The organism is Arthrobacter silviterrae (genome assembly GCF_011045165.1).
Taxonomy (GTDB): domain Bacteria; phylum Actinomycetota; class Actinomycetes; order Actinomycetales; family Micrococcaceae; genus Specibacter; species Specibacter silviterrae.
The window spans coordinates 1-26,960 of sequence record NZ_JAAKZI010000001.1; the positions used below are offsets into that span (position 1 = coordinate 1).

24 protein-coding genes are annotated in these 26,960 nt (G+C 66.2%); 8 read left to right on the forward strand and 16 right to left on the reverse strand.

The window, feature by feature from the left end:
* Positions 1–351 precede the first annotated feature (351 nt).
* Positions 352–1,662: a tyrosine--tRNA ligase gene (gene tyrS, locus G6N77_RS00005; RefSeq protein WP_165179933.1), complete on the reverse strand. Its 1,311-nt coding sequence runs from the start codon at positions 1,660–1,662 to the stop codon at positions 352–354.
* A gap of 90 nt (positions 1,663–1,752) precedes the next feature.
* Positions 1,753–3,993: a HelD family protein gene (locus G6N77_RS00010; RefSeq protein WP_165179935.1), complete on the reverse strand. Its 2,241-nt coding sequence runs from the start codon at positions 3,991–3,993 to the stop codon at positions 1,753–1,755.
* 481 nt (positions 3,994–4,474) lie between these two features.
* Between G6N77_RS00010 and G6N77_RS00015 the strand changes: the two genes are divergently transcribed.
* Positions 4,475–5,092 (forward strand): GNAT family N-acetyltransferase, encoded by a 618-nt coding sequence (locus G6N77_RS00015; protein WP_165179937.1) that lies wholly within the window; start codon positions 4,475–4,477, stop codon positions 5,090–5,092.
* Here G6N77_RS00015 and G6N77_RS00020 read toward each other — a convergent pair.
* Both G6N77_RS00020 and G6N77_RS00025 read right to left on the reverse strand, forming a co-directional pair.
* Positions 5,031–5,696 (reverse strand): DNA-3-methyladenine glycosylase, encoded by a 666-nt coding sequence (locus tag G6N77_RS00020; RefSeq protein ID WP_165179939.1) that lies wholly within the window; start codon positions 5,694–5,696, stop codon positions 5,031–5,033. The genes G6N77_RS00015 and G6N77_RS00020 overlap by 62 nt on opposite strands.
* Positions 5,697–5,772: 76 nt before the next feature.
* Positions 5,773–6,411: an SRPBCC domain-containing protein gene (locus G6N77_RS00025; protein ID WP_165179941.1), complete on the reverse strand. Its 639-nt coding sequence runs from the start codon at positions 6,409–6,411 to the stop codon at positions 5,773–5,775.
* Between the two features lie 71 nt (positions 6,412–6,482).
* Here G6N77_RS00025 and G6N77_RS00030 point away from each other — a divergent pair, with 71 nt between their 5' ends.
* Entirely contained in the window at positions 6,483–7,358 is an 876-nt protein-coding gene (locus tag G6N77_RS00030; RefSeq protein ID WP_165179943.1) for a DNA-3-methyladenine glycosylase family protein, read from the forward strand.
* Between the two features lie 38 nt (positions 7,359–7,396).
* Here the strand turns inward: G6N77_RS00030 and G6N77_RS00035 are convergent, their stop codons facing one another.
* The 9 genes from G6N77_RS00035 to argC form a co-directional block, all read right to left on the reverse strand.
* Positions 7,397–8,128, reverse strand: a complete 732-nt coding sequence (locus G6N77_RS00035) for a maleylpyruvate isomerase family mycothiol-dependent enzyme (protein ID WP_165179945.1) — start codon at positions 8,126–8,128, stop codon at positions 7,397–7,399.
* Positions 8,129–8,323: 195 nt separating this feature from the next.
* Positions 8,324–9,739 (reverse strand): argininosuccinate lyase, encoded by a 1,416-nt coding sequence (gene argH, locus G6N77_RS00040; protein ID WP_165179947.1) that lies wholly within the window; start codon positions 9,737–9,739, stop codon positions 8,324–8,326.
* A gap of 2 nt (positions 9,740–9,741) precedes the next feature.
* A complete protein-coding gene (locus G6N77_RS00045; RefSeq protein WP_165179949.1) occupies positions 9,742–10,947 on the reverse strand; it encodes an argininosuccinate synthase in 1,206 nt (401 codons plus the stop codon).
* Between the two features lie 92 nt (positions 10,948–11,039).
* Positions 11,040–11,570, reverse strand: coding sequence for an arginine repressor (locus tag G6N77_RS00050; protein WP_165179951.1), 531 nt, complete (start codon positions 11,568–11,570; stop codon positions 11,040–11,042).
* Between the two features lie 2 nt (positions 11,571–11,572).
* A complete protein-coding gene (gene argF / locus G6N77_RS00055; protein WP_165179953.1) occupies positions 11,573–12,559 on the reverse strand; it encodes an ornithine carbamoyltransferase in 987 nt (328 codons plus the stop codon).
* Entirely contained in the window at positions 12,559–13,878 is a 1,320-nt protein-coding gene (locus G6N77_RS00060) for an acetylornithine transaminase (RefSeq protein ID WP_165179955.1), read from the reverse strand. The genes argF and G6N77_RS00060 overlap by 1 nt, the downstream gene beginning before the upstream one ends.
* Positions 13,875–14,774, reverse strand: a complete 900-nt coding sequence (gene argB / locus G6N77_RS00065; RefSeq protein ID WP_165179957.1) for an acetylglutamate kinase — start codon at positions 14,772–14,774, stop codon at positions 13,875–13,877. The genes G6N77_RS00060 and argB overlap by 4 nt, the downstream gene beginning before the upstream one ends.
* Positions 14,775–15,125: 351 nt before the next feature.
* Positions 15,126–16,295: a bifunctional glutamate N-acetyltransferase/amino-acid acetyltransferase ArgJ gene (gene argJ / locus G6N77_RS00070; RefSeq protein ID WP_165179959.1), complete on the reverse strand. Its 1,170-nt coding sequence runs from the start codon at positions 16,293–16,295 to the stop codon at positions 15,126–15,128.
* On the reverse strand, positions 16,292–17,350 hold the full coding sequence (argC, locus tag G6N77_RS00075) for an N-acetyl-gamma-glutamyl-phosphate reductase (protein WP_165179961.1): 1,059 nt from the start codon (positions 17,348–17,350) through the stop codon (positions 16,292–16,294). Before argC ends, argJ begins: the two co-directional genes overlap by 4 nt.
* A 175-nt stretch (positions 17,351–17,525) precedes the next feature.
* On the opposite strand from argC, the gene G6N77_RS00080 reads away from it, so the two are divergent.
* Together G6N77_RS00080 and G6N77_RS00085 are read left to right on the forward strand one after the other, a co-directional pair.
* A complete protein-coding gene (locus tag G6N77_RS00080; RefSeq protein ID WP_165179963.1) occupies positions 17,526–18,500 on the forward strand; it encodes a quinone oxidoreductase family protein in 975 nt (324 codons plus the stop codon).
* Positions 18,501–18,775: 275 nt separating this feature from the next.
* Positions 18,776–19,393: an MBL fold metallo-hydrolase gene (locus tag G6N77_RS00085; protein ID WP_165179965.1), complete on the forward strand. Its 618-nt coding sequence runs from the start codon at positions 18,776–18,778 to the stop codon at positions 19,391–19,393.
* 21 nt (positions 19,394–19,414) lie between these two features.
* Here G6N77_RS00085 and G6N77_RS00090 read toward each other — a convergent pair whose 3' ends face one another.
* The 3 genes from G6N77_RS00090 to pheS all read right to left on the reverse strand — a co-directional run bounded on the left by G6N77_RS00090 (position 19,415) and on the right by pheS (position 23,916).
* A complete protein-coding gene (locus tag G6N77_RS00090; RefSeq protein WP_165179967.1) occupies positions 19,415–19,891 on the reverse strand; it encodes a DUF1990 family protein in 477 nt (158 codons plus the stop codon).
* A gap of 383 nt (positions 19,892–20,274) precedes the next feature.
* The gene (gene pheT, locus G6N77_RS00095) at positions 20,275–22,818 is read right to left on the reverse strand and encodes a phenylalanine--tRNA ligase subunit beta (protein WP_165179969.1); all 2,544 of its coding nucleotides are present in this window, start codon (positions 22,816–22,818) and stop codon (positions 20,275–20,277) included.
* A gap of 3 nt (positions 22,819–22,821) precedes the next feature.
* Complete coding sequence (gene pheS / locus G6N77_RS00100) at positions 22,822–23,916, reverse strand: phenylalanine--tRNA ligase subunit alpha (protein ID WP_165179971.1); 1,095 nt, start codon at positions 23,914–23,916, stop codon at positions 22,822–22,824.
* 181 nt (positions 23,917–24,097) lie between these two features.
* Here pheS and G6N77_RS00105 point away from each other — a divergent pair, with 181 nt between their 5' ends.
* The 4 genes from G6N77_RS00105 to G6N77_RS00120 are packed head-to-tail and all read left to right on the forward strand — an operon-like array spanning position 24,098 to position 26,955.
* Positions 24,098–24,700 (forward strand): hypothetical protein, encoded by a 603-nt coding sequence (locus tag G6N77_RS00105; RefSeq protein ID WP_165179973.1) that lies wholly within the window; start codon positions 24,098–24,100, stop codon positions 24,698–24,700.
* A complete protein-coding gene (locus G6N77_RS00110) occupies positions 24,697–25,812 on the forward strand; it encodes a hypothetical protein (protein ID WP_165179975.1) in 1,116 nt (371 codons plus the stop codon). The genes G6N77_RS00105 and G6N77_RS00110 overlap by 4 nt, the downstream gene beginning before the upstream one ends.
* Positions 25,809–26,312: a hypothetical protein gene (locus tag G6N77_RS00115; RefSeq protein WP_262453184.1), complete on the forward strand. Its 504-nt coding sequence runs from the start codon at positions 25,809–25,811 to the stop codon at positions 26,310–26,312. Before G6N77_RS00110 ends, G6N77_RS00115 begins: the two co-directional genes overlap by 4 nt.
* Positions 26,305–26,955 (forward strand): SIMPL domain-containing protein, encoded by a 651-nt coding sequence (locus G6N77_RS00120; protein WP_165179977.1) that lies wholly within the window; start codon positions 26,305–26,307, stop codon positions 26,953–26,955. Before G6N77_RS00115 ends, G6N77_RS00120 begins: the two co-directional genes overlap by 8 nt.
* Positions 26,956–26,960: the final 5 nt, after the last annotated feature.

The following is a 26,960-nucleotide window of genomic DNA, read 5'->3' on the forward strand; positions in this document are numbered from 1 at the left end:
ACTGCATTCGAGTAATTGCTAAATGTTTATTTCATTTAGTTTTCGTCGTTGCGATGTTCATACTTTATTTCATCGGAATTCACTTTGTCCAATCCACATTGTGTGTGGCTGGTCACTCGGCGAATTCCTCAAACCAATTATTCAAGTATTTACGGCCGAATCAATGGACGGCTATATGGACTTGGAATTGTTGGTTTGGCTTCCTGCAAATTGGGAGCGAATGCTTCGTTTCGAAGCGGCTCAACCTTGTGCAAGCAACAGATAAGACAATACACAGCTGCCCGCCCCCAATGCAAATCGGGGGCGGGCAGAACACGCGCGTTCACCGGGAACGGCCGGCATTGGGCGGTGTCAGGCAGTCAACTCCACCATCGCCAGGGTGCGCTTGCCGCGGCGGACCAACAGGTATTTGCCGTGAAGGGCGTCGCCGGCACCAAGAACGGCATCAAGATCGGCCACCTTGGTGTTGTTCACGTAGGCGCCGCCTTCCCCCACCGTGCGCCGTGCGTCGGAGTTGCTCTTGGAGAGTCCTGCAGCGACCAGCAGTTCAACAATGCCAACGCCGGAGGCCGGTGCCGAGGTGCGGGGCAGTTCCCTTGTTGCCGACTCCAGCGTGGCCTCATCCAATTCAGCGAGATCACCCTGGCCAAACAAGGCTCCGGAGGCCGCGATGACCTTCAATGTGGCATCCACGCCATGCACCAGCGACGTCACCTGGAACGCCAGAGTCCGCTGGCCTTCACGGGCCTGCGGCTTCTCGGCCACGGAAACAGCAATGGCCTCAATTTGCTCACGGGACAGGAAGGTGAACACCTTCAGGCGGTCCACCACGTCGTCGTCGGCCGTGTTCAGCCAGAACTGGTACATGTCGAAGGGGCTGCACATGGCGGCGTCGAGCCAGATGGCATTGCCTTCGCTCTTGCCGAACTTGGTGCCGTCGGAGTTGGTGATCAGCGGCGTCCCCAGGGCATGGACGGAGGCACCCTCGACCTTGCGGATCAGGTCGGTGCCGCTGGTCAGGTTGCCCCATTGGTCGGAGCCGCCCTGCTGCAGCACACAGCCGTACTGGCGGAAGAGCTCCAGGAAATCCATGCCCTGCAGGATCTGGTAGCTGAACTCGGCGTAGCTGATGCCCTCGTCCGAGTTCAGGCGCGAGGCCACAATGTCCTTCTTGATCATGGTCCCGACCCGAAAGTACTTTCCAATGTCGCGCAGGAAGTCGATGGCGCTCATGGGCGCCGTCCAGTCCAGGTTGTTGACCATGCGGGCGGCGTTGTCGCCTTCGAACGACAGGAAGCGCTGCACCTGGCCCTGAAGGTAGCCAACCCACTCCGAAACCGTCTCCTTGGAGTTCATGGTGCGCTCCGCCGTGGGGCGCGGGTCCCCCACCAGCCCGGTGGAGCCCCCCACCAGGCCCAGCGGCTTGTGGCCGGCCAACTGCATGCGGCGCATGGTCAGCAGCTGGACCAGGTTGCCCAGGTGCAGGCTGGGGGCGGTGGGGTCGAAGCCGCAGTAATAAGTGATTGGCTCGCCGGCCAGCAGCTCTTCCAGGGCTGCCTCGTCGGTGGAGACCTGCACCAGGCCCCGCCACTTGAGCTCCTGCCAGACATTGGCGAAGCTTGGATCGTTCTCGGGGGCGTGGAGTTCAGTTTGCAAAGACACACCACAAAATTACCAGCACGACGCCGTTTCCCCCGCTTTGCGTGCCCGTTGCGGTCCGCTGTGGCCCGGACAGCGGGCCAAGGGCAGCCCTCAGGCCTCGATTCCTTCGGGGAGTGGCTGGGAGGCGATGAGGCGCAGCCGCTGGGTGGGGCGGGTCATGGCAACGTAAAGGTCCCCCACCCGGCCGCCGGCCCCCGCCAGCAACGCGGCCGGTTCCACAATCACCACTCCGTCAAATTCGAGCCCCTTGGCCTCGTGCGGGTCCAGCACCACGATGTCCTGTTCCACGGAACCGGCGCCGTGGCCCACCCGGTGGCCGTACACGGCACGCAGTGCAGCGGCCGTTTCCGGGACCATGGCGGGAGGAGCAATCACGGCAACCAGTCCGCCGGCAACAGCGGTTGTTTCCTCCTCCATGACCTCCACCACCCGGCGCACCAGGGCGCCCGGTGCGACCTTGTCCACCAAAGGCTCCCATTCGCCGTCGCGCACTGCCTTGGGTGCCGAGACCACCTGGCCGGCCGCATTGGCCATGCGTACCGCCGCCTCCGCTATCTGGGTGGGGGTGCGGTAGTTGACGGTCAGTTCCTCAAGCGACCAGCGCTCCCCCATGAACGGGGCCAGCGCCTGGCGCCATGAAGAGGCGCCCGCGGCGGAGCTTGTCTGGGCGATGTCGCCCACAATGGTGAACGACTTGACGGGGCAGCGGCGGACCAGCAGGCGCCACTGCATCGGCGAGAGTTCCTGGGCCTCGTCAACCACCACGTGCCCGTACGCCCAGGTACGGTCGGTGAGGGCCCTTTCCGCATTGCTCAGGGACTCCCCCTCCACAATGTTGAAATCGGCGAGCTGTTCCGCCGTCAAAATCCCGTCGACGCCGGAGTCCTCCAACTGCTGGTTCATGTTGGAGATCGCCTTCTCCGCATTCGCAAGGTCACGGTTGCGCTGGGCTTCCCGGGCAGCCTCGGCCCGGCCTCCCGTGACGTCCATTTCGCCCAGCAGCTCCGCCGCTTCATCCAGGAGAGGGACGTCGGATTCGGTCCACGGAGCATCGGCGGGGCGCAGCAGCATGGCGCGCTCCGCATCGGTGAACTGCGGTGCCACCGCCGCCAGGATTTCCGGCTTGCTGAACATGTCGCTGACCAGCTTCTGGGCGCTCAGGGGCATCCAGCACAGATTTAGCATGACGCGGACATCACGCGAGCCGCGCACGTCGTCGGCCAGGTAGGACCTGTCGGCAGTGTTGCCCGCGCCGTTGGCCTCGATGTGCTCGCGAAGCTGTTCAGTCAGCTCCCGCAGCAGGATCTTCACGAACGTCACCCGGGCCTCGTTGTGGGGCTTGCCCGTGGCCCGGGCCTTCTCCCGGGCACGGCGCACCTGCCGGACCGTGAGCACCAGCCGGGTGCCTTCGACGTCGAGCCTGACATCCCCGCGCGGCAGGCGCTGGCGGTTGGCGACGGCGTTGGCCATCACCTGGGCCATGTCGATCCTGCCCTTGAGGCGGGCCGCCTCCGGTGATTCGACGGCCGTGGCGCTGATGCCGGGCAGGAGGTGCCCCACACTGGCCATCACGACGCCGGTCTCGCCGAGGGACGGCAGCACGCGCTCGATGTACTTCATGAAAGCGCTGGACGGCCCCACCAGGAGCACGCCGGCCGATTGGAGGCGTTCGCGGTGGGTGTACAGCAGGTAGGCGGCCCGGTGCAGCGCCACGGCGGTCTTGCCGGTGCCGGGGCCGCCCTGGACCACCAGCGCGCCGCTCAATGGCGAGCGGATGATGCGGTCCTGTTCGGCCTGAATTGTGCCGACGATGTCGCTCATGCGCCCGGTGCGCTTGGAATTGAGCGCGGCAAGGAGCGCCCCCTCCCCTTGGAGGTGTTCGCCGTCCACCAGCATGGTGTGGTCCAGGACGTCATCCTCGATGGACTTCACGGTGCGCCCTTGCAGGATCAGGTGGCGCCGGCGCCGGACGCCCAACCGTTCAAAGGCCGTGGCCTGGTAAAAGGTGCCGGCCTCCGGGGCCCGCCAGTCCACCATCAGCTGGCGGAGGTCATCCGTGGACAAGCCGATCCGGCCAATGTAGCGAAGCTCCCCGGAGTCCAGGTCCAGGCGGCCAAACGCCAGTTTGTCGTCCACGGCGTTCAGTTGCGCCAGGCGGTTCTCGTACAGCGAGGCAAAGGCGTCCCGCTCGGAACGGTTCTGGTGCGTGCCCATGGACTTGGTCCGGCGAACCTCCCCGAGTTGCTCGATTTTCTCAGCGCGAAGTTCATCCAGGCGGGCGTACAGGCCCTCAACGTAGGAACGTTCATTGGCCAGCTCGGCGTCATACATGCAAAGGCTCCTGTTACATAAGGCGAACCACCAAAAGGCGGACCGTCTATTCTATACCCGCCAGTCGGGCAAGGGGTCCGGGCACGCCACAAGGGACCAACCAAAAGTGCCCGTCCCGGCTTCCAGTGTGCCACCGGTGGCGGCTTCGCCATCCCGCATCCCGGCGCCGGGCGGCACGCGTGAATTGCCTTCCCCGCGCAGTGCCGTTCAGCCGGCAAGAACGGAGGTGAATTCTTTGAAAACAGTTCGTCCGGACGGGTGGCCGGGGAGGGCAGCCCCATACCGGCCATAAACCGCGGAAACTGGCGGAATTTCGAGGGTCGCGGAACGCCCCTGGACACGCCCTGGCGGGGTGCCCAAAGTGTCTTCCAGCCCTCCACGCCACCCACTGCCAAAAGTGGGGTTTTCCTTGGCCCAAAAAGGTGCTTATATATTCTCCGTGCAACACAACATTTCACTCCCCGGGCATGGTGTCCGGCTTGTGCCGCTGAGGCGTCGCCACGCGGCAGATCTGTTCCCCTACATCGATGCTGACATGTGGGCCGGCATGGCCTCGGAACAGCCGTCCTCCAAACGTGCCCTGGACCGCTTGTTCGCCTCACGCATCGCCGATCCGGCGATCATTGCCTTTGCCGTGATCGATGAGGAAACCGGCACAGTTGCCGGCACCACCAGCCTGTACGACTACGTGCCGGAGCAGTCTCGGGTGGAACTTGGCATGACATTTTTTGGCCGAAACTATTGGGGCCGCAACGTCAATGCCGCCTCGAAATTAGCGCTTTTGGGATTTGCCTTCGAGGAACTCCTGGTGCACCGGGTGACCCTGCGCTGCGACATGCGCAATTCACGCAGCGCAGCCGCCATCGTCAAGCTCGGCGCCACGTTTGAGGGCGTGCTGCGCGGCTACCGCCGCGGGCATGACGGGACCCGCGTGGACACCGGACTGTACTCCATCCTGGAGCACGAATGGCCCCAGTCCCGGTCCTCCCTGGTCCAGCGCCTCACCCCGGCAGACCTGCTGCCGGAGGTGACGGAGATTATTGAGTTTTCTGAACAGCTGGTGCGCGCCGACGCGGGGGGCGCACCACTCCCGGCTTGAACTTTGACACCGTGGGGTCCCCGCCAATCCAGAACCGCCAGGGGTACTCTTCGGTGCCACCCGCCCCGCTGATGCCAACCCGCGGGCCGGCCATGACCGCCGTCGCCGGCCTTTCAGGCAGGGTCACCGTCACTTCCCCGCCCAGCGCGGCGATGCCGTTGTGCTCGCGGCCGAAGCCCATCGCCTTGGCCAGCCTGGCCGGTCCTTGCGCCAGTTCGCTGTCGCGTTTGGCGGTGGGGCGGCGCAGGCGTGCCAAATCAAGCCCCTCCACGATCTCCCCCGCCCTCATGAGGCATCCGGACGACGTCCCTTCCGGCCGGCACACCAGGTTGGCACTGAAGTGCATGCCGTAGCTGAAATAGACGTACAGGTGGCCGGGCGGACCGAACATGACGGAATTGCGCTCGGTCTTCCCCCTGTAGGTGTGGGCGCCGGGATCCGGATCCTGTGAATCTTTGGGTCCCAGGTAGGCCTCCACCTCCGTCAGGCGTACGACGACGGGACCTTCCGGACTTTCATGCCTCACCAGTGCGCCCAGCAGGAATGGGGCCACTTCCGTGGCAGGACGCTGCAAAAGTTCCAATATGTCAATTGACGAGGCCATATTTCCACGTTAGCAGGACTGTCAGCTGCAACTTCGAGCCGGCGTTTTTTGTGCCGATGGGCCGGGACCACGGACCTCAGGACGCGCCGGAGCTGTCCGTTCCGGTGTAGAAGGCAGTGGTGCGGACAGCCGCGGCACGGGCACCGTCCGCCTCGGCACCATGGGCAATTGCCGCAGTGGCCCAGGCGTCGCTGCTGGCCTCAAAGAAAGATTGCATGGCATGGGTTGGCAGCGGGTTCGACGGGCCGGTGGGGATGCCCCGCAAGTACTGGTAAAGGCCCAGCAAGGTGGCATCCCACCCCACGCCAACGGCTCCCGGCCCGTAGGTGCCCATCAAGTCGGGATCAACCGTGGCCGTGTGCCGCAACTCCACCAGGGCATGGTCGGTATTGGTGGGCGTCACCGTGAAGACAAGCTCGGAGTCGGGGCCGGCACCCATAACCCACGAAACGCGGAAGCTCCGACCGGGATTGCATTCCAGCACTTCGCCCGAGGCGTTGCCCTCCAGTGAGTAGTGCCCGCCAATGGCGAGGTCCCCCGAAATGGGCAGGAACCACTCTTGAATGCGCCCGGGCTCGGTGCATGCAGCCCAGACGTCGTGCGCAGGTGAGGAGAGTTCCTGGTGGAGAACCACTGTGGTGGCCTCCTGATGGTTGAGTTGGGTTGTCGTGACCAGTCGGGTGGTGCTGAGAAGAATGTCCATGATGTCAGCCATGCAGCCAGACTAGGTGAGGGGTGGCGTTCGGGCAACCATCCGGCCGCGCGCACGCATGGCAGGATGATGACATGGCAGTTGCTTTGGAATTCCGTCCCCCCTTTGAGCCCGGCATCTTTGATTTTTTGTCAGCCCGCGCCGTGGCTGGTGTCGAGGAAGCAACGTCCACCAGCTATGCCCGGACATTGTCCCTCCCTGGCGGCCATGGGTGGTTCAAGCTGGTGTGGGACGGTTCGCGGTTGCTGCTCGAGCACGAGGTGGAGGATGTTGCGGACGTGCCGGCCCTGGTGTCGCGCGTGCGCCATTTGTTCAACCTGGACCATGATCCGGCCGCCGCTGACGCTGCCCTGGCGAAAGATCCCCTGCTTGCGGAGCGGATTGCCAAGCTGCCGGGCATCCGGCTGCCCGGTTGTGTTGACCCCGCGGAAATCCTGCTCCGGGCCATGGTGGGCCAGCAAATCACAGTGGCTGCTGCGACCACGGCACTGCGGCAGCTGGCAGTTCTCGGCACATCCAGCCGGCTCCCCCAGGGGACCCTGACCCGTTTCTTTCCGACGCCGGCACAGCTCGCCATGGGCGGGCGCCTCATACTGCGGGGGCCCCAGCGGCGGATCGACAGCATCCTTGCCGTTGCAGGCATGCTGGCCGGCGGCGGCTTGCGCATCGATGCCTCTGACACACCAGAAACGCTGGCCGAAAAACTGTTGCCGCTTCCGGGGATTGGCCCGTGGACGGTGGGCTACGTCAGCATGCGGGTGCTGGCCAACAGTGATGTGTTCCTGCCCACGGATGCCGCCGTGCGCAATGGCTATGGGGTTCTTCGGGGAGACACCTTGGCCCAGGCCCGCACCATCAAGTCACCTGTGTTGGCCAGGATGGCAGAACCACTGCGGCCTTGGCGCTCCTACGCCACCTTGCATTTCTGGCGGGTTTCCGGGGAGAAATAGGGGCACGGGCAATAACAGTCACAGGCCCCCAAGGGCGGCTACTTTGGTAGCGCCGACGGCCAGGGCAGCAGTGTGGGCAGTTCCACGGAGTCCGCCGCCGCCTCAGCGCGCAGGCTGCCCATGGTGGGTGTGCGCCCCGCAAGCCAGGCGGCCATGTCGGTCAACATGCCCTGGACGGAAACGGTGTTTTCGCCGACGCCCAGCGTCATGGGCTCAAGTCCCAGCGGCAGCAGCTTCAGGCGGGTGTCAGCGGGTACCCGGTCCGCGAGAAAGCTGATCAGGTACAGGCAAAATTCCTTGGACCAGGTTTCCGGGCCGCGGCCCACGTTGAGGTCGGCCAGGTGGATCACGAGTTCGCGCCACAGCGCCAGGCCGCCACCATAAATGTCACCGTCACGGTAGCTGATCGGCAGCTTCCACTGCTCGTCGGACAGCCCGGCCAGCACGGGAAGCACACGCTGCAGCCCGGCTTCGAGGTTGGCCTTGTGTTCGGCCGCAGAGTGGCCGGCCGCCATTTCAATGGCCTGCGTCCGCCCGCCCTGGCCGCCGTCGTAAAACTCAATGGTTTCCCCGCGCAGGGCGTATTCGGCTTGGCGGCCCACGGCACCGGCCACATTGCTCACATGTGCCAGGACGTGCCCGCGGGTCCAGCCGGGCAGTTCGGTGGCGGTGCGGATGTCGTCGTCGCCCATGGTGGCCACTTTCCGGCTCAGCGCGTCCGCCGCAGCACCGAGGCGGTCCATCAGCTGTTCAGTTGAAATCTCAGTCATGGCCCAAGCATAGCGGCCGAGGGGCCCGCTGCGGGGGCCCACAGCCGCGAGGGACCCGCGCCGAGCTTGCGAGGCGTGGGAGCGGCTGGGGACGTGCGAGCGGCGGGAGGGCGCTGTGCGATAGCGGCCGAGGGGACAAAAATGCCCCCACCCTGGGCGGGCGGGGGCATTTTCACCATTCAGGCACGACGCCGGTCAGCCGGCGAAGGCTCGCACCTCGCCCAGCTGCCCCTCAAGGGCGGCAAGTTGCTCCAGCACGGCAGAGGGAGCCGTACCGCCTTGGGCGTTGCGGCTGTTCAACGATCCGTTGGTGGTCAGGACGCTGCGCACCTCCGGCGTCAGGTGCTCTGATATGCCTGCATATTCCTCATCGCTGAGGTCCCACAGCTCCACGCCGCGGCCCTCGGCAACCTTGACGGCCGCGCCGGAGAGCTCGTGGGCGTCGCGGAACGGCACGCCCTGGCGGACCAGCCATTCGGCAATGTCCGTGGCCAGGGCAAAGCCCTGAGGTGCCAGTGACTCCATGCGGTCAGTGTTGAACACCAGCGTCGCGATCATGCCGGAAACAGCAGGGAGAAGCAGTTCCAGGGTGTCGGCGGCGTCAAAGACGGGCTCCTTGTCCTCCTGGAGATCCCTGTTGTACGCCAGCGGCAGGCCCTTCAGCGTAGCCAGCAACCCAGTCAGGTCGCCAATGAGGCGCCCGGCCTTGCCACGGGCCAGTTCAGCCACGTCGGGGTTCTTCTTCTGCGGCATGATCGATGAGCCTGTGGAGTAGGAATCATGGAGCTTGACGAAGGAAAACTCCTTCGTGGCCCACAGGATGACTTCTTCGGACACGCGGGACAAGTCCACTCCGATCATGGCGGACACCCAGGCGAACTCAGCGAAGACGTCACGGGAGGCCGTGCCGTCAATCGAGTTCCACACGGCCGAGTCAAAGCCCAGGTCTGCGGCCACGGCGTTGGGGTCCAGCCCCAGCGAGGAGCCTGCCAGGGCCCCGGAGCCGTAGGGCGAAACCGCTGCGCGCTTGTCCCAGTCCACCAGGCGCTGCACATCGCGCAGCAGTGCCCACGCGTGGGCCAGCAGGTGGTGGCTGAGCAGGACCGGCTGGGCATGTTGCAGGTGCGTCCGTCCCGGCATGGCCACGCCATGGTTCGCCTTGGCCTGCTCCACCAGCGCGTCAACCACGGAGAGCACCCCGCGGGCAACGATTCGGGCATGGTCACGGAGGTACATGCGTCCCAGTGTGGCGATCTGGTCGTTGCGCGAGCGGCCTGCGCGCAGCTTGCCGCCCAAGGCCGTGCCGGCGCGCTCAATCAGGCCGCGTTCCAGTGAGCCGTGCACATCCTCGTCGGTCTCGGCCGGGCCATAAGCACCCGACTTGACGTCCGCTTCCAGTGTCGTCAGCGCGGCCAGCATGCCCTTCAGTTCGCCGTCGTCGAGCAGTCCGGCCGAGTGGAGCACGCGGGCGTGCGCCTTTGACCCGGCAATGTCGTACAGCGCCAGGCGCCAGTCAAAGTGAGTGGACTTGCTCAGCGCGGCGAGGGCGTCTGCAGGCGCGCCCTGGAAGCGCCCGCCCCAGAGCGCGCCCTCGTTGGTACCGTGGGTCATGGTTAGCTGCCTGCGAGGCGCTGGTCGCGGGTGGAGGCCACCTTGGAGGACATGCCCCACAGCTCAATGAAGCCCTTGGCCTGGGACTGGTCGAACGTGTCGCCGGTGTCATAGGTGGCCAGGTCAAAGTCGTACAGCGAGGTCTCGGAGCGGCGGCCGTTCACGATGGCCGCACCGCCGTGGAGAGTCATCCGGATGTCGCCGGAAACGTACTTCTGGGTGTCTTCGATGAAGGCGTCCAGGGAGCGCTTGAGCGGGGAGAACCACTGGCCGTCATAGACCAGTTCAGACCAGCGCTGTCCCACGGTTGCCTTGAAGCGGGCCTGCTCGCGCTCGATGGTGATGTCCTCGAGGTGCTTGTGGGCGGTAATCAGCGCCATGGCCCCGGGGGCCTCGTAGATCTCGCGGCTCTTGATGCCAACCAGGCGGTCCTCGACGACGTCGATGCGGCCGACACCCTGGGCGCCCGCGCGGCGGTTCAGCTCCTGGATGGCCTGCAGGGGGGTCACGGCGTGGCCGTCGATGGCGACGGGGACCCCCTGCTTGAAGGAGATGATGACCTCGTCCGGAGCCGGCGGGAACTCCGGGGTGGCCGTGTAGTCGTAGATGTCCTTGGTGGGGGCGTTCCAGATGTCTTCAAGGTAGCCGGTTTCGACGGCACGGCCCCAGACGTTCTGGTCAATGGAGTACGGGTTCTTTTTGGTGGTCTCGATCGGCAGGCCCTTGTCCTCGGCGAAGGCGATGGCCTTGTCCCGGGTCAGGGCCAGGTCGCGAACGGGGGCGATGCACTTCAGGTCCGGGCCGAGGGTCTGGATGCCGACCTCAAAGCGGACCTGGTCGTTGCCCTTGCCCGTGCAGCCGTGGGCCACGGTGGTGGCGCCAAATTCGCGGGCGGCCTTCACCAGGTGCTTGACGATCACGGGGCGGGAGATGGCCGAAACCAGCGGGTAATGGCCCTGGTAGAGGGCGTTCGCCTTCAAGGTTGGCATGGCGTAGTCGTTGGCAAACTCGTCCCGGGCATCGGCCACGTAGGCTTCGACGGCGCCGCAGGCCAGCGCGCGCTGGCGGACATCCTCCAGCGATTCCCCGCCTTGTCCAACGTCAACCGCCACGGCAATGACCTCGGCGCCGGTAGCTTCACCGATCCAGCCGATGGCTACGGAAGTGTCAAGGCCACCGGAGTAGGCCAATACAATGCGGTCAGTCACGTTCTTTTCTCCTCATGTGCTGTTTCCCCCGGCCAATGCAGCACGGGTGGAAAGGGGTTTGTTAGCTCTAGGTTATGTGGTTTGAAAGGTGATTATCCGCCGGCGCCGGATTCGGCGGCAAACTGCAGGAAACGCTCGGCCACCGCCGCCCCGCCCAGGGAATCACGGGTAATGATCATGACCGTGTCGTCGCCGGCTAAGGTGCCCAGGATGCTGGGCATGACCGAATGGTCGATGGCCAAGGCCAGGAAGTTCGCAGCGCCGGGCGGGGTGCGCAACACCACGATGTTTCCGGACGCCTCCGCGGTGACCAGCAGTTCCCCGCACAGGCGCACCAGGCGGGTATCCAGCAGTTCCTGGGACGACACGGAGTGCACGCTGCGATCCCCGCCTTCCCGGGGCACGGCGTAGATGAGCCCGCCGTCTTCACCGCGGACGCGCACGGCCCGCAATTCCACCAGGTCCCGGGACAGTGTGGCCTGCCCCACCACCAGGCCGTCGTCGGCCAGCAGCGTGGCCAGCTCCGCCTGGGAGCGCACGGCACGGCTGGTCAACAGTGCCGTCACGCGTGCCTGCCGTGCCGTCTTGGTGGTGGGGATTGATGCCCCTGGATTCTTGGACATGGTCAGGCGCCGGCCGCCGTCGCCGAATTCCCGGCATTCCCGGCATTCCCGGCAGCAGACTTTTCCACGAGCCACACCATCAGCGCCTTTTGGGCGTGCAGCCGGTTCTCGGCTTCATCCCAGACCACGGACTGCGGCCCGTCGATGACGGAGGCGGAAATTTCGTAGCCCCGGTAGGCAGGCAGGCAGTGGAGCACCACGGCGTCCTTGTCCGCCTTGGCGAGGGCCTCGTCGTCGAGCGCGTAATTCCTGAAAAGCTCCAGGCGCTGCTCCTTTTCCTCCTCCTGGCCCATGGAAACCCAAGTGTCGGTGACCAGGACGTCGGCCCCCAGCACGGCGGCGTCGGCGTCGGTGGTGACGAGCACGGAACCCCCTGTGAGGGCGGCCCGGTCCTCGGCTGCGGCGACCACGGCGGCTGCGGGCAGATAGCCGTCCGGACCGGTGATGCGAACATGCATTCCCGCGGTGACGCCGGCCAGCAGGTAGGAGTTGGCCATGTTGTTGGCGCTGTCCCCCATGTAGGTCATGGTCAGCCCGGCCAGTTCCCCCTTGTGCTCCTGAATGGTCAGCAGGTCGGCCAGCAGCTGGCAGGGGTGGTAGTCGTCGGAAAGCGCGTTGATGACGGGCACGCTGGAGTTGGCGGCCATCTCCTCGAGCCCTGCCTGCCCGTAGGTGCGCCACACGATGGTGGAAACCATGCGCTCGAGCACCTTGGCGGTGTCTGAGACTGATTCCTTGTGGCCGATCTGTGCCTCGCCCGGATTGATGACCAGTGCGTTTCCGCCCAGGTCCGCGATGCCGGTGGCAAACGATACGCGCGTGCGGGTGGAGGTCTTGTCAAAAATGACGGCCACGGTTTTCCGCCCGGCCCCCTCGCCTGCAAAGGTGCTTTTCGAGTAGGGGGACTTCTTCAGCTCCGCCGCCAGGGCCAGGACTTCGGCTTGTTCGGCGGGGCTCAGGTCCGTGTCAACGAGGAAGTGGCGGGTCATCAGGATGCTCCTTCAGCAACGTGGGCCGCGATGGCGGTTGTGATCAGGGCCGGCAGTGCCGCCAGAAATGAGTTGGCGTGGTCGGCACTCAGGTTCAGCGGTGGTGCGAGGCGGATGGTGCTGGGGCCGGGGGCGTTGACAATGAACCCCGCCTCCAGTCCTGCAGCCACCACGCCGTGGGCCACCGGCTCGGCCAGGTCGAAGCCCACCAGCAGGCCGTGGGCGCGGACCTCCGTGACGCCGCCGGTCTTGGCAAGGCCTTCGGCCAGCAGCTGGCTGATGGCGCGGACGTTGGCCAGCACGCCCTGGGACTCCAGCACGTGCAAGGTGGCGAGGGCCGCGGCAGTGGCCACGGGGTTCCCGCCAAAGGTGGTGCCGTGCTGGCCGGCGTGGAGCAGTTGGGACGGCGCCTCGCCGAAGGTGACCATGGCCCCGATGGGGAAGCCGCCGCCAAGGCCCTTCGCCAGGGTCATCGCGTCAGGGGTGATGCCGGCGGCAATGCCCGCAAACCAGGCGCCGGTGCGGCCAATGCCCGTCTGGACCTCGTCGACGATCAGCAGGGCACCAGCTCGGGTGGTGAGCTCGCGGGCAGCCTGGAGGTACTCGGCAGACAGCGGACGTACACCGGCCTCGCCTTGAATGGGCTCAAGGACCAGTGCCGCAACTGTCTCATCCATGGCGTCCCGCAGCGCATCGATGTCATTGAACGCGATGTGGCGCACTCCGGCGGGCATCGGTTCAAAGGGTTCACGGTAGGCCTGCTTGGCAGTGAGCGCCAGGGCCCCCATGCTGCGACCGTGGAAGGCGCCTTCAAGGGCCAGGATGGTGCCGCGGACCGGCCCTCCCGCGGGGCTGTTGGCCTTGCCGTGGCGCCGGGCCAACTTGAAGGCTGCCTCGTTTGCCTCGGTGCCGGAATTGGCAAAGAACACCCGGGAGCCCAAGGGTGCATGGCTTAGTTCCAGCAGCTTTTCCGCCAGCGCGATCTGGGTGGGGCTGGTGAAGAAATTGGAAACGTGGCCCAAAGTGGCGAGCTGGCTGGAAATGACGGAGGTGACGAAGGGGTGCGCATGCCCCAGCGCGTTGACGGCGATCCCGCCGAGGAGGTCAAGGTACTCCTTGCCGTCGGCGTCCCACACCAGGGATCCCGCGCCGCGCACCAACACCCGTTGCGGGCTGCCGAACACGCCCATGAGTGATTCGCTGTAGCGGGCCAGCCACTGGGCGCTGGTGCCTGTTCCCGTGACCGCGGCGGCGTTCGCCCCGCTCAGCTCGGCGGAGCCCGCCTTGGCAGGCATGGCTTCCGGGGATGTGGTGTTCATGAGTGGTCCTCTTCGTCAGGATAAATTTGGGTGCCGTTGCCGTCCACGGTCATCAGCTCCAGGAGCATGGAGTGTGCACTTCGCCCGTCCACGACGGCGGCACGCGAGACGCCGCCGTCGACCGCGGCCAGGCACGCACCCATCTTGGGGATCATGCCGGACTCAAGCTGCGGCAGCATCTCGCGCAGTTCGTTGGCGCTCAGGGAAGAAAGCAGGGATGACTTGTCCGGCCAGTTCGCGTAGAGGCCCTCGACGTCGGTCAGGATGACCAGGCGCGACGCCTCCAGTGCCACGGCCAGGGCTGCGGCGGCCGTGTCCGCGTTGACGTTCAGAACGGTGGATGCGTCCCCCACCTCGGGTGCCACCGTGGAGATGACGGGGATCCGGCCGGCTTCGAGCAGGTCCAGGATGGCCCCTGGATTCACGCCGACCACCTCGCCGACCAGGCCCAGGTCCACGGGCAGCCCGTCCACCACGGTTCCCGTTCGCTCCGCCTGCAGGAGTGCCCCGTCCTCGCCCGACAGGCCAACGGCGTATGCTCCGTGGGAGTTGATCAGGCCCACCAGCTCACGGCCCACCTGGCCTGTAAGCACCATGCGGACCACATCCATGGCTTCCGGGGTGGTCACCCGCAGCCCGCCCTTGAATTCACTCTTGATGTCCAGGCGCTGGAGCATGGCGTTGATCTGCGGCCCGCCGCCGTGCACCACCACCGGCTTGATGCCGACATGGTGCATGAACACGATGTCTTCGGCAAAGGCCCGCCGCAGCTCGTCATTGATCATGGCGTTGCCGCCGTACTTCACCACCACCACGGTGTTGGCAAATTGCTGGATCCACGGCAGCGCCTCAATCAGCGACGCTGCCTTGACCTGCGCGGTTTCCACCGAATTCATCTTCTGTTCCTAACTTGTGCAAATGCGTTCGTGGGGTCGCCTCCCGGCTGCGGACCGGGATTCCCTCGGCCGCTATCCGACTCCTCGGCCGCGGGCGGCCTGCGGGGTCTCCTTTACGCGGCCTACGGAAACCCCGGCTCCTCCGCCGGGAGGCTCACTGGCGGCCGAGCCCCCATGGTCGAAGCGCATCCGGCTCCTGCGGCAACCAAGGTGACCGTGAATGCCAGGCGGCTGGGCCGGCATTTTTGTAGCCCGGCGTAAAGGAGACCGTAAGGCCGCCCGCGGCCGTCGGTCGGATAGCCGGGCGGAAAATGTCGGACAGCCGCCGGAGCCAACCACAGCGGGGTGGTGCTACGAGGAGTAGGCGCTGTTTTCTTCGACATACGCATGCGTGAGGTCGTTGGTCCAGATGGTGGCGGAGGCGTCACCGGCCCGGAGGTCGATCTCGACGGTGACTTCGCGGGCTGTCAGGTCCACGAGGTCGCGGGAGTCGCCGATCCCGCCCTTGCGGCAGATCTGGACGCCGTTGATGCTGACGTTGATCTCGTTGGGGTCAAAGACGGCGTCGGTGGTGCCCACGGAGGAGAGCACACGGCCCCAGTTGGGGTCGTTGCCGAAGATGGCGCACTTGAACAGGTTGGAGCGGGCCACGGCGCGGGAGACAATCTCGGCGTCGCGTTCGCTGTCCGCGTTGACGGTGGTGATGGCGATGTCGTGGTTGGCGCCTTCGGCGTCGGCAATCAGTGCCCGCGCAAGGGTGGCGCACACCTCGGTCAGGCCGGTTGTGAACTGGTCCATGTCGGGGAACACCGTGGACGCGCCGGACCCCATGAGGATCACTGTGTCGTTGGTGGACATGCAACCGTCGGAGTCGGCACGGTTAAAGGTGACGCGGACGGCGTCGCGGAGCGCGGCGTCGAGCCCTTCGGCTTCCACCTCGGCGTCTGTGGTGATGACCACCAGCATGGTTGCCAGGCCCGGGGCCAGCATGCCGGCCCCTTTGGCCATGCCGCCAATGGTGTACGTGGCCCCGTCGGCATTGGGGGCGGATGTCCAGGCCGCCTGCTTGGGGACAGTGTCGGTGGTCATGATCGCTGAGGCGGCGGCAGCCCCGCCGTCGGCCGCCAGGGCCGCAGCCACAGCCTCAATGCCCGGCAGGATCTTCTCCATGGGGAGCTGCTCGCCGATGAGGCCGGTGGAACAGACGGCCACGTCGCTGGCGGAAATGCCCAGCACGTCGGCCACCTTTTCGGCGGTGGTGTGGGTGTTTTGGAAGCCCTCGGGGCCGGTGCAGGCGTTGGCGCCGCCGGAGTTGAGCACCACGGCGTCAACCCGGCCGTCGCCCACCACTTGCCGCGACCAGTGGACCGGCGCCGCAGCGACCCGGTTGGTGGTGAAGACGGCGGCCGCGCTGCGCTGCGGGCCGTCGTTGACCACCAGTGCCAGGTCTGGGTTGCCGGACTTTTTCAGGCCGGCCGTCACGCCGGCGGCCCGGAATCCCTGTGCAGATGTCACGCTCATGGTGCTACTCCTTGGAAGGACAGGCCGGTGGATTCCGCCAGGCCGAGGGCAATGTTCATTGACTGTACCGCGCCGCCTGCCGTGCCCTTGGTGAGGTTGTCGATGGCAGCGCAGGCAATCACTCGGTTGACGTTGGGATCGTAGGTGACTTGCAGGGAAGCGTAGTTGGATCCCTGGACTGACTTGGTGGTCGGCCACTGGCCCTCGGGGAGGACATTGACAAAGTGTTCGTCCGCGTACGCGTCAACCCAGACTTGGCGCAGTGCCGATGCCAGCTCCGCGCCGCTGCCGTGCCTCGCGGCAAATTCCGGGGCCACCTTGGCGGTGGCGGTGGTGAGGATTCCGCGGCTCATTGGCGCCAGCGTGGGTGTGAAGGACACCTTGACGTCCAGGCCGGAGGCATTCGAGAGGCCCTGCTGGATTTCGGGCGTGTGGCGGTGTCCGCCGCCCACGCCGTAGGGGTTCATGGAACCCATGACCTCGGCGCCGATCAGGTTGATCTTGGCTGCCTTCCCCGCCCCGGATGTGCCGGAGGCGGCAACGATGACCACGTCGTCCGGCAGCAGCGCCCCGGAACTGAATCCCGGCAGGAGGGCCAACAGGGAGCTGGTGGGGTAGCAGCCGGGGACGGCGATGCGCCTGGCACCCCGCAGCTTTTCCCGTGTGCCGGGCAGTTCGGGCAGACCGTAGGGCCAGGTGCCGGCGTGGGGGGAACCGTAAAACTTCTCCCAGGCGGCAGCATCCTGCAGGCGGTGGTCCGCACCGGCGTCGATCACCAGCGTGTCGGCGGGCAGCTGTGCAGCCACTGCGGCGGACTTGCCGTGCGGAAGCGCCAGGAACACCACGTCATGGCCGGCCAGGTTCTCCACGGTGGTGTCCACCAGGATGCGGTCCGCCAGTGAGTGCAGGTGCGGCTGGAGCTCGCCCAGGCGCGTCCCGGCATTGCTGTGGGCCGTGATGGCCCCGATGGTTACATCCGGGTGGCTGGCCAGCAGGCGGAGCACTTCTCCCCCGGCATATCCGCTGGCGCCGGAAACGGCAACTGAAATCGTCATACGTCGACTATACAGCAGAGTTATGCATTCATGTCGATATTTATCCATGTTTTGTCTCCAGCGGTCTCCGGCGCGGACCTATGATGGAGTCACCGGCGGGCGCGTGCCTGGCCTCCCGGGGAAAGTACGCAGCTCGCAGAGCTCAAGACGCAGCCAAGATGAAGTGGAGAACACCATGACCCAACAGTGCCGTGCCATCGTCGCAGACGCCTCCGGCGGACCCGAAGTCCTGGGCCTGCGCGAGGTTCCCGTTCCCACTCCCGGCCCGGGCCAGCTGCTGTTCCAGGTTGCCGCCGTCGGGGTGAACTTCATTGAGACCTATCAGCGCGACGGCACCTACACCGTGCTGTTCCCCTTTACCCCTGGCTCCGAGGCGGCCGGGACCGTGGTTGCCGTCGGTGAAGGTGTGGAGGATTTTGCCGTGGGCGACCACATTGCCACGGCAGAAGGCCGGGGCTGCTACGCCGAGTACGCCATTGTTGACCAGGACAAGGCGCTGCCCGTGCCTTCCGCGGTACCGCTGGACATTGCAGCCGCCCTGCCCCTGCAGGCGATGACCGCGCACTACCTGATGAACTCGACCTACCATGTGGAGCCGGGCCAGACCGTGCTGCTGCATGCCGGCGCCGGCGGTGTGGGCCTGCTGCTGACCCAGATGCTCAAGGAGCGCGGGGCCCGCGTCATCACCACCGTGTCCACGGATGAAAAGGAAGAGCTTTCGCGCGTGGCCGGCGCCGACGAGGTGCTGCGGTATTCAGGGTTTGCCGCGGCGGTGCGCGAGCTCACCGATGGCGTGGGTGTCGATGTGGCGTACGACGGCGTTGGGAAAGACACGTTCGACGGTTCCCTTGCGTCGCTGCGCACCAGGGGAATGCTGGTGCTGTTTGGCGGGGCCTCCGGCCAGGTGCCCCCGTTGGACCTCCAGCGGCTCAACACGGGGGGCTCACTGTTTGTCACCCGGCCCACGCTGGGCAGCTACCTGCTCAACCCCCAGGAGCGCCGCTGGCGGGCCACGGAGGTGTTCAACGCCGTCGCCGAGGGCAGGCTCACGGCCCGCATCGGCGCACGGTTCCCGCTGGCGGAAGCCGGCGCGGCGCACTCCGCGCTGCAGGGACGCAAGACCACCGGCAAGGTCATCCTGGTGCCGTAGTTGCTCCTTCCGCAGCAGCCAACCCGGCAGCACGAAGCCCCCGGCCACGGATTGGCCGGGGGCTTCGTCAGGCTCGGAGGAAAAGGAACCAGCCCACGGCGACTGCCAGCCCGACGACGCCGACCACTTCGACGCTGCCACTGGTCCTGAGCTGTCCGGCCGCCCATCTGCCCAGCCTGCGCCTGTCATGGCGGGTAACCTTTCCCTAGAACGGGCGCGGACCTTGCAACCCGGCGGATCCGCTTCCTGCCACCCGAGAACTGAGGACACCGGCCATGCACGAACTTCCCAACGGAGCATTCAAATTGAACAGGTCCCGCGGCGCCAACGGCTATGTGATCCCGCTGGGAGACGGGTTCGCCGTGGTCGATCCCGGCATGAAGTCGGGCGCGCGGGCCGTCATTTCAGAATTGGCGGAGGCCGGCTTTGCCGGCGCAGTCAGGCACATACTGCTGACGCACTACGACGTCGACCATGCCGGCGCGGCCCGGGCAGTCGCTGCAGCTGCCGGGGCGCGCGTGTGGATAGGAAAGGCGGACTCGGAAATCCTGGCCGGGACCCGGTCCTCGGGAACTCTCGCGCGCCGGGTCATGTCATCGGTAGGGCGGCCGAAGTTGCCGGAAACGGTGAACTTTCTGGGCGAGTCCGCGGATTTCCCACCGGAAATCACTGCATTGCCGACCCCGGGGCACACACCCGGGCACTTTTCCCTGGTCTGGAACCAGACGGTGTTCTCAGGCGACGCCGCCATGGTCCGCGCCGACGGCACCTTGAAGCAATTTCCCCGGCTGCTGATCACGGACAAGGCCCAAGCACTGGCTTCGACGGCGGTCCTTCAAAACCTGAACGCCACGTGGTTTTGTCCCGGCCACGGCAAGCCCGTGCAGCGCTGAGCCCTCAGTCGAGCAGAGCCCTCAGTCGCAAAGGGCCCTCACATAATGCCTTCGCACTATCCTTTGCACTATTAGCAGCACCGGGAACAGCGCCCGCCAGGGTTGTTGCGGCGCGGCCCTGGTGAGGGATCGAATGGTCAGGCGCACCTCGCCGCCATGGCGGTGCACTATAAAGGCTTCCTCCCCGCTGACGGGGTGGCCCGGAAGGGTCCCGTAGGAGAAGCCGGCACAGTGCGGTTCGTCTACGACCTCCGCAACCTCCACTGGTTCCACAACATGCATGCCGAGGAAGTGCGCCGTGACAGCCACACGGTCACCCGGTGACACCCTGCCGGGCTGGTCCACGGTAAACCCGCTGGCCGTTTTCACCTTCCAGCGCAGCACGTCCCTGGCTACGCGTTCCCAGGCCGCATCGCCCCAACCCACCACGGCGGACACTTCGGAACGGCGGTACCCGCTGTGGCTTGGCGGCCATTCCTGCAGTGCCGGGCTCGTCATGGACTGCTCGCCTCCTCCTCGCCACCAATTGGACGATGGTGGGGATCCCATTCTCGCCCAGCAACGGTTCGAGATCGAACAGGCCTATTACGACCGTTTTCTCAACGGCAGGTTTTCATTTAAGGAACGGCGCAGGGCTCCCCTGCCCCGGTACAGCCGTTGAACTCGAGACGATATTTGCCACGTATTTGCGCCAGTACGAGGCAGCTTGGACAGCGTTCCCGGTGCCGCTCAAAAGCCCCGGCCTGCCGGCCAGCGTCCCTTAGCAGTCTCCGTCAGCTCATGGCGCATCTGTCGGAAGTCGCGAGTTAACCGGGCCACAGCCCCAACCATTCCGTGCCCGGCTTGCGGGGAAATGGTCAGGGCTGCGGCCCGGCAGGTGGTCAGCGTTGGGTGGCGCCATACCGTTCCGCGGCCAGTTCGACGGCGGCCGCACGGGCCGCTGATGCTTCGTCGGCAGTGAGTGTGCGGTCGGCCGCGCGGAACCTCAGCCCGAATGCCAGCGACTTGCTCCCGGCCGGAATTCCGGCTCCCTCATACTCGTCGAACAAGGCAACATCCTCCAGCAACTCCCCGGCACCTTCACGCAAGGTTTCCAGCACTGCTGCCGCGGGAATCTCTGCCGGAACCACCAGGGCAACGTCCTGTGTGGCCACCGGGAAGGTGGAGATCGGCTTGGCAACAATGACGTCGGCCGCGGCGTCAAAGACCTTGCTGGCGTTGAGTTCCATCGCCACGGTGCGCGCCGGCAGGTGCTCCTCGGCCAGCAGCTTCGGGTGCAGTTCACCGGCGTAGCCCACCACCTCGCCGGAGCGCAGCTTCAACACTGCCGCCCGGCCGGGGTGAAACGCCTGGTGCGAGCCCTGCTCCACCACGAGGTCCACGCCGGTCACGTCAGCCACGAGGCGCGCGGCGTCGACGGCGTCGGCCCAGTCCCAGGCACGCGGCGTGTGGCCCGGTGCGGCCGGGGTGTCCTTGCCTGTGAACAGTGCGCCAATGGTGAGCGGCTGGTAGGGGATGCCGTCGTCAAGCGCGTCCAGGACGGCATCAGACGGCTTGGCTCCCAGCGGCGGGATGGAGGCAGTGCCCATGGTGCCCGATGGCAGGAACACCAGTCCGGACTCGAACAGGGCGAGGTCGTGGAAGCCTCGCGAGTGGTTCCGCTTCGCCGTTTCGATCAGGCCCGGCAGCACGGAGGTGCGCAGGTACCCGAATTCCTCGCTGAGCGGGTTGGCCAGCTTCACGGCTTCCCGCGGGGCGCCGGCTTCGGCCACGCCGAAGGAATCGTTGGCCACCTTGGACACAAAAGGATACGCCAGGATCTCCGTCAGGCCGGAATCGGCCAGTGCCTGGACTGCGCGGCGGCGCTGCTGCTGCGTCCGCGAGTACCCGCGGCCGGGAGGGGCGGTGGGCAGGGTGGCGGGTATCAGGTCGTAGCCCACCAGCCTGGCCACTTCCTCGGTCAGGTCCTCGGGGGTGGCCAGGTCATGGCGCCAGCTCGGGGCTGTGACGGACCAGCCGCCGTCGGCCGCCTCAACCAGGGCACCCAGGTCTGTCAGCGTGCCCTGGATCTGCTCCGGTGTGAAGTCGATGCCGATGCGGGCCGAGGCGAATCCTGCCGGCAGGAAAACGGTGACGGCGGCCGGCGGGGTGCCGACGTCGGTGACGGTGGTGTCCTCGGTGCCGCCGGCCAGCTCAACCAGCAGGTTCACGGCACGCTGGGCGGCCTCGTCAGCAACTTCCCAATCCACGCCGCGCTCAAAGCGCTTGGATGCCTCGGACGGCAGCTTGTGGCGGCGCCGCGAACGGGCAATGGACACTTCCTCAAAGTGGGCCGCCTCAACCAGCACCCGTGTGGTCGAGGAGGTGACCTCGGTGGACGCGCCGCCCATGACACCCGCCACGCCGATGGGACCGGATGAATCGGTGATCAGCAGGTCCTCCACGTCCAGCTTGCGGACCTTGCCGTCGAGGGTCCGCAAGGTCTCCCCCGCGGCGGCACGGCGCACCACAATGTCGCCGTCGAGCTTGTCGGCGTCGTAGAAGTGCAGGGGCTGGCCCAGCTCCAGCATCACATAGTTGGAGATATCCACAGGCAGCGAGATGGAGCGGATTCCGGCCAGGCGCAGGCGGGAGGACATCCAGGTGGGAGTTGGCGCAGCCGGGTTAATTCCACGCACGGTGCGGGCCACGAAGCGGTCGCAGCCGGAGAGCCCATAGATGGGCGCCTGGTCCTCGAGGCGGACAGGGTAGCCCGGCCCCGTGGCAGCGGTGACGGAGACCAGGGCCGCCGGGTCGGTAAACGGGGTGCCGGTGGCGTGGGCGTACTCGCGGGCGGCGCCGCGGATGCTGAACACGTAGCCGCGGTCCGGGGTCACGTTGATCTCGGCGGCTTCGTCAGTCAGGCCCAACAGGTCCAGCGCATCGCTGCCCAGTTCCGGGTCCAGGCCCAGGGTGGAGAGCACCAGGATGCCGTCGTGGTCCTCGCCTATCCCCAGCTCGCGGACGGAGGCGATCATGCCGGCGGAGACATGGCCATAGGTCTTGCGCGGGGAAATGCGGAAGTCCCCGGGCAGCACTGCCCCGGGCAGGGTGACAACCACCTTGTCGCCCACGGTGAAATTGTGCGCCCCGCAGACAACCTCCTGGATGCCCGAAGGCTCAATGCCCTCCCCCACATGGGGCTGCACGGCACCTTCGGGAACCACGCGGACCGAGCACCAGTTGATGGTCTTACCGTTGGTCTGCGGTTCGGGGCTCATGGAAAGCACCTGGCCCACCACAATGGGTCCGCTGATTGAATCCAGCGGGCGGTGGACGGCTTCTTCCTCAAAGCCAACCTTGACCAGCTCGGTCATGACGTCTTCGGCAGTTGCTCCTGCCGGCACCTGCGCATACTCGCGCAGCCAAGTCAGTGGAATACGCACCGCTTAGATCTCCATCCCAAAGTGTTCGCTGAATCGTACGTCGCCCTCGATCATGTCGTGCATGTCGGACACCTCGTTGCGGAACATCAAGGTCCGCTCAATTCCCATGCCGAAGGCAAATCCTGAATACTGGTCCGGGTCAATGCCGGCCGCGCGGAGCACGTTTGGATTCACCATGCCGCAGCCGCCCCACTCAATCCAGCGGGGGCCGCCCTTGGCGCCCGGGTGCCAGATGTCCAGCTCGGCGGACGGCTCGGTGAACGGGAAGTAATTGGGACGCAGGCGGATGCTGGCTTCGCCGCCAAACATTTGCCGGGCAAAGTGCTCCAGCGTGCCGCGCAAATCCGCCATGGACAAGCCTTTGTCAATGGCCAAGCCCTCAAACTGGTGGAACACGGGCGTGTGCGTGGCGTCGAGTTCGTCGGTGCGGAACACCTTGCCGGGGCACAGCACGTACACGGGCAGTTCGCGTTCCAGGAGGGAGCGGACCTGCACGGGCGAGGTGTGGGTGCGCAGCAGCAGGTGGGCCTCGGGCGGCTCCACGAAGAAGGTGTCCTGCATTTCCCGGGCGGGGTGGTCCGGCTTGAAGTTGAGGGCATCAAAGTTGAACCACTCGGACTCCAGCTCCGGGCCTTCGGCAATTTCCCAGCCCATGCCCACAAAGATGTCGCTGACGCGGTCCTGCAGCGTCGAGAGCGGGTGGCGGGCACCTGCCCGGCGGCGGCGCGGGGCGGCCGTGACGTCGACGGTTTCCTCCACCAGGATGCGGGCGGCATCCTCGGCCTCGAGCACCTCGGTGCGGGCTGCGAGCGCCTTGGCGACACGGCCGCGCGAAGCACCCATGAGCTTGCCGGCGGCAGCCTTGAATTCCTTGGAGAGGGCGCCAATCTCGCGGTTGGCCAGGCTCAGGGGCGACTTTTCGCCGGTGTGCGCCAAGCGGGCGGTCTTGAGCTCGTCCAGGGTGGACGCAGCGGCGATGGCTGCGAGCGCAGCCTCGACGGCGGCGCCGATGGCGGCTTCATCCCGGGGGTCCGGCGCTGCGGCGGGTTCGGTGGAAGATTGCGGCGCTGGGGCCGTCTTCTGGGGAATGTCAGACATCTACAGTTTTTACCTAAGCTCGTGTGCGAGTAAGCGGCGGCGTAGCTCGGGCCGCCTCACCCAGTCTAGGGGACCGCCCCATGGTTCTTGAATTGCCACGGGTCCTCCCGCCGGCCAAACGGTACACAGTCTTTACCCTTTTGCCATCCCCTTCCCGTGCAGACGTTGCTACGCTCAAGGCATGGGCTACCTTGCACCGCTGGCTTTGAGGCGTACGACGGCGGCTGCCGGCCGCGCGCTGCCGGGCTGCCTTGCGCTGGGGCTGCTGGCAGGGGGACTGGCGGGTTGCAATGTCCTGCTCCCGGGCCGGGTAACCCACTACACGCCTGATCCGGCGGCACTTCAGGACAAGGTCGACTGCACGGTTCCGTCCGAGTGGCGGCCCGGCTACGGCCCCACGGCCTCCGCGGCGCAGCTGATGGGAAGCGTTCCTCCAGGCTTCGTTCCGGTGGATGCAGTGGAGTGCACCTTCGACTTTTCCGTGCCGGCCCGTACCGCCACCCCGGGCCCGCCCAGGATGGTGGAGCGCCACCTGTCCGGAGACTTTGCTCCGCTGCTGGCGGCACTGGCGCAGCCCAGCGACAGGCAGGACGGCATTGCCTGCACGGCTGATGGTGAAATAGTTCCGTCCCTGTGGCTGGTCAACGCCGCGGGAAAGGCCGTGCACGTGACGTGGCCGGTGGACGCGTGCGGCAAGACCCGCGGCAAACCGGACACGGCAAAGGCGCTGGCGGGGCTGAAGACTGTGTCCGCGAAACCGCTTGAAGTGCAGGTGGCTCCATGAACGGACCAGAGCCTGCTTTCGGCCGGGCGCACTGGCGCCTGGCTGCGTGGACCGTTTCCCTGATGGCCGCCCTGGCCCTGTGCCTGTCCGGGTGCAACGCTTCTGCACCTGGCATCACACACTCCACGCCGGCCCCCGCCGCCCTGCAGGCCAAGGCCGACTGCCTTGCCACCACGTATTGGAATGAACCCCTCATGACTGCTCCCGCTGCCGTAGCGGACAAGATGGGGAGCGTGCCGCAGGACTTTGTGCCGGAGGACGTGGTCACCTGCTCCCCGGGGCCACGCATCTTCCGGCAGGTAAGCACGGAGCCGGCCTGGGCCTCAATCCTGGAACAGCACTACTCCGGGAACTATTCGCCCCTGCTGGCGGCGCTGGCACAACAAAGCGACCGGCAGGGCGGCGGAAGTTGTTTATCCGTGGGAGAGACAATCCCGGACCTTTGGCTGGTGGATGTGGCTGGCAGGGCGGTCCACATCCAATGGCCGCGTGACTCCTGCGGCCTCACCAAGCCGGGCGTCCGGCAGGCCTTGGCGGCCCTGAAGCCTACGTCGTCAAAGTCCATCGACTTCAGGCCGGCCGACGCCGTGGTGCCCGTCACGCCGCCGCCGGCGCGGATCCTGGCCGGCGCCAACTGCCTGACCACCGCCCACTGGTATGAGGACAACGGCCTGGCCGATCCCTCTGCAAAGGACATGGGCGGCATTCCCGAAGGGTTCCAGCCCGTCTCGGTGGTGGAATGCACCGCCTTCGGCGACAACGTCACCGACGCTCGGGGCACCTGGCGGACCATCACCCAGAAGCGGCTCTCGGGAGACTTGGTGCCCCTGGTCAAGTTCCTTCACACGCCCAGCGACAAGGCGGTGGGAAAGCTGGTGTGCGAGGCTTCCCTCGAAATCACCCCGGACCTCTGGCTGCTGGACGCAACGGGCCGGGCCATCCATGTGAAGTGGCCGTTGACCGCCTGCCACAAGTCCCAGCCCGGAATCAAGGAAGCGCTGGCGCAACTGCACGTTGTGGAAACCACGGTCTTGAAGGCCGTGCTGCAACCGGTTCCGGGGGCCAAGGTAGCCCCGGCGGCCACGCCGGCCCCCACCGTCAGCGCCCCGTGAGGGCTGCCCTGCGGTGCCGCCAGCTGGCGAACGCGCTGAACCTGTCCACGGCCGCCGGCCTGCTGCTTGCGGCCCTGAGCCGGACTCCCGTGGAACCTGGCCCGGACGGTCTGCTTTTCGGCACCGAATACCGACCCAAACTGCCCTTGGCCGGCGCGTTCACGGTTGGCAACGTGATCTTCTACCGGGCAGACCGCGCCTTCATCGACTCCCGCCCAGACCTGCTTAAACACGAGGCAGCCCATTCCACCCAATACGCCTGGTGTCTGGGCCTGCCATTCCTTCCCCTCTACGCAGCCTGCGCCGCCTATTCGTGGTGGCGGACAGGGGACCCGGGCAGCAGGAATTTCTTTGAACGCAGCGCCGGCCTTGCCCTGGGCGGCTACCGGGAACTGCCCACCCTCACCCGCCTGCCGGCCTTGCGCAACTCTTTACGAAGCTTCACGTTATCCCAGGTAACAGGCACCACTCCCCGAAGGAAAGGTCCCACCCATGAGTGAAATCACCTGCACCGCCAATGCGATCACGGTCACCGGGAAGGGTTCTGTCAGCGCCCAGCCCGACTACTTTCATATCAGCGTTGGCATCGAGGCTCGTCGAAACACCGTCAAGGAAGCCTACGCCGCGGCAGCCAACGCCATAACGGCCATCCAGCAACGCCTGCTCGAGCTATCCCTCGCCCGCGATGTGGTGGGAACTGAGGCGCTGAATGTGCATGCTGACGAGCAATGGCTGGAGGGGAAGACCCGTGCCATCGTTGGCTACATCGTCACCTCCAGCCTGAACGTCATACTTAGCTATGACGAGGCTGCGGCGGATGTCATCGCCGCAGTGGTCGACGTCGGCGGTGACGCCGTGCGGATCCACGGACTCCGCCCGGCTGTGTCCGATCTCTCTGCCGCGAAGGACGCTGCCCGCGCCGTGGCTTGGGCCGACGCCGTTCATGCCGCCGACATGTACGCGGCCCTGGCCGGACGGACCTTGGGCACCGCAACGGCCATCACCGAGATGGTCGACCAGGGAATGATTCCGATGGCCCGGGCAATGTCAACGGGCGCCGATGCAGGAATCATGGCGCTGCCGATGGAGCCAGGCCAAAGCAGCATCACCGCCACCGTCGAGGTGACCTGGAATTTGATCTAGGAATC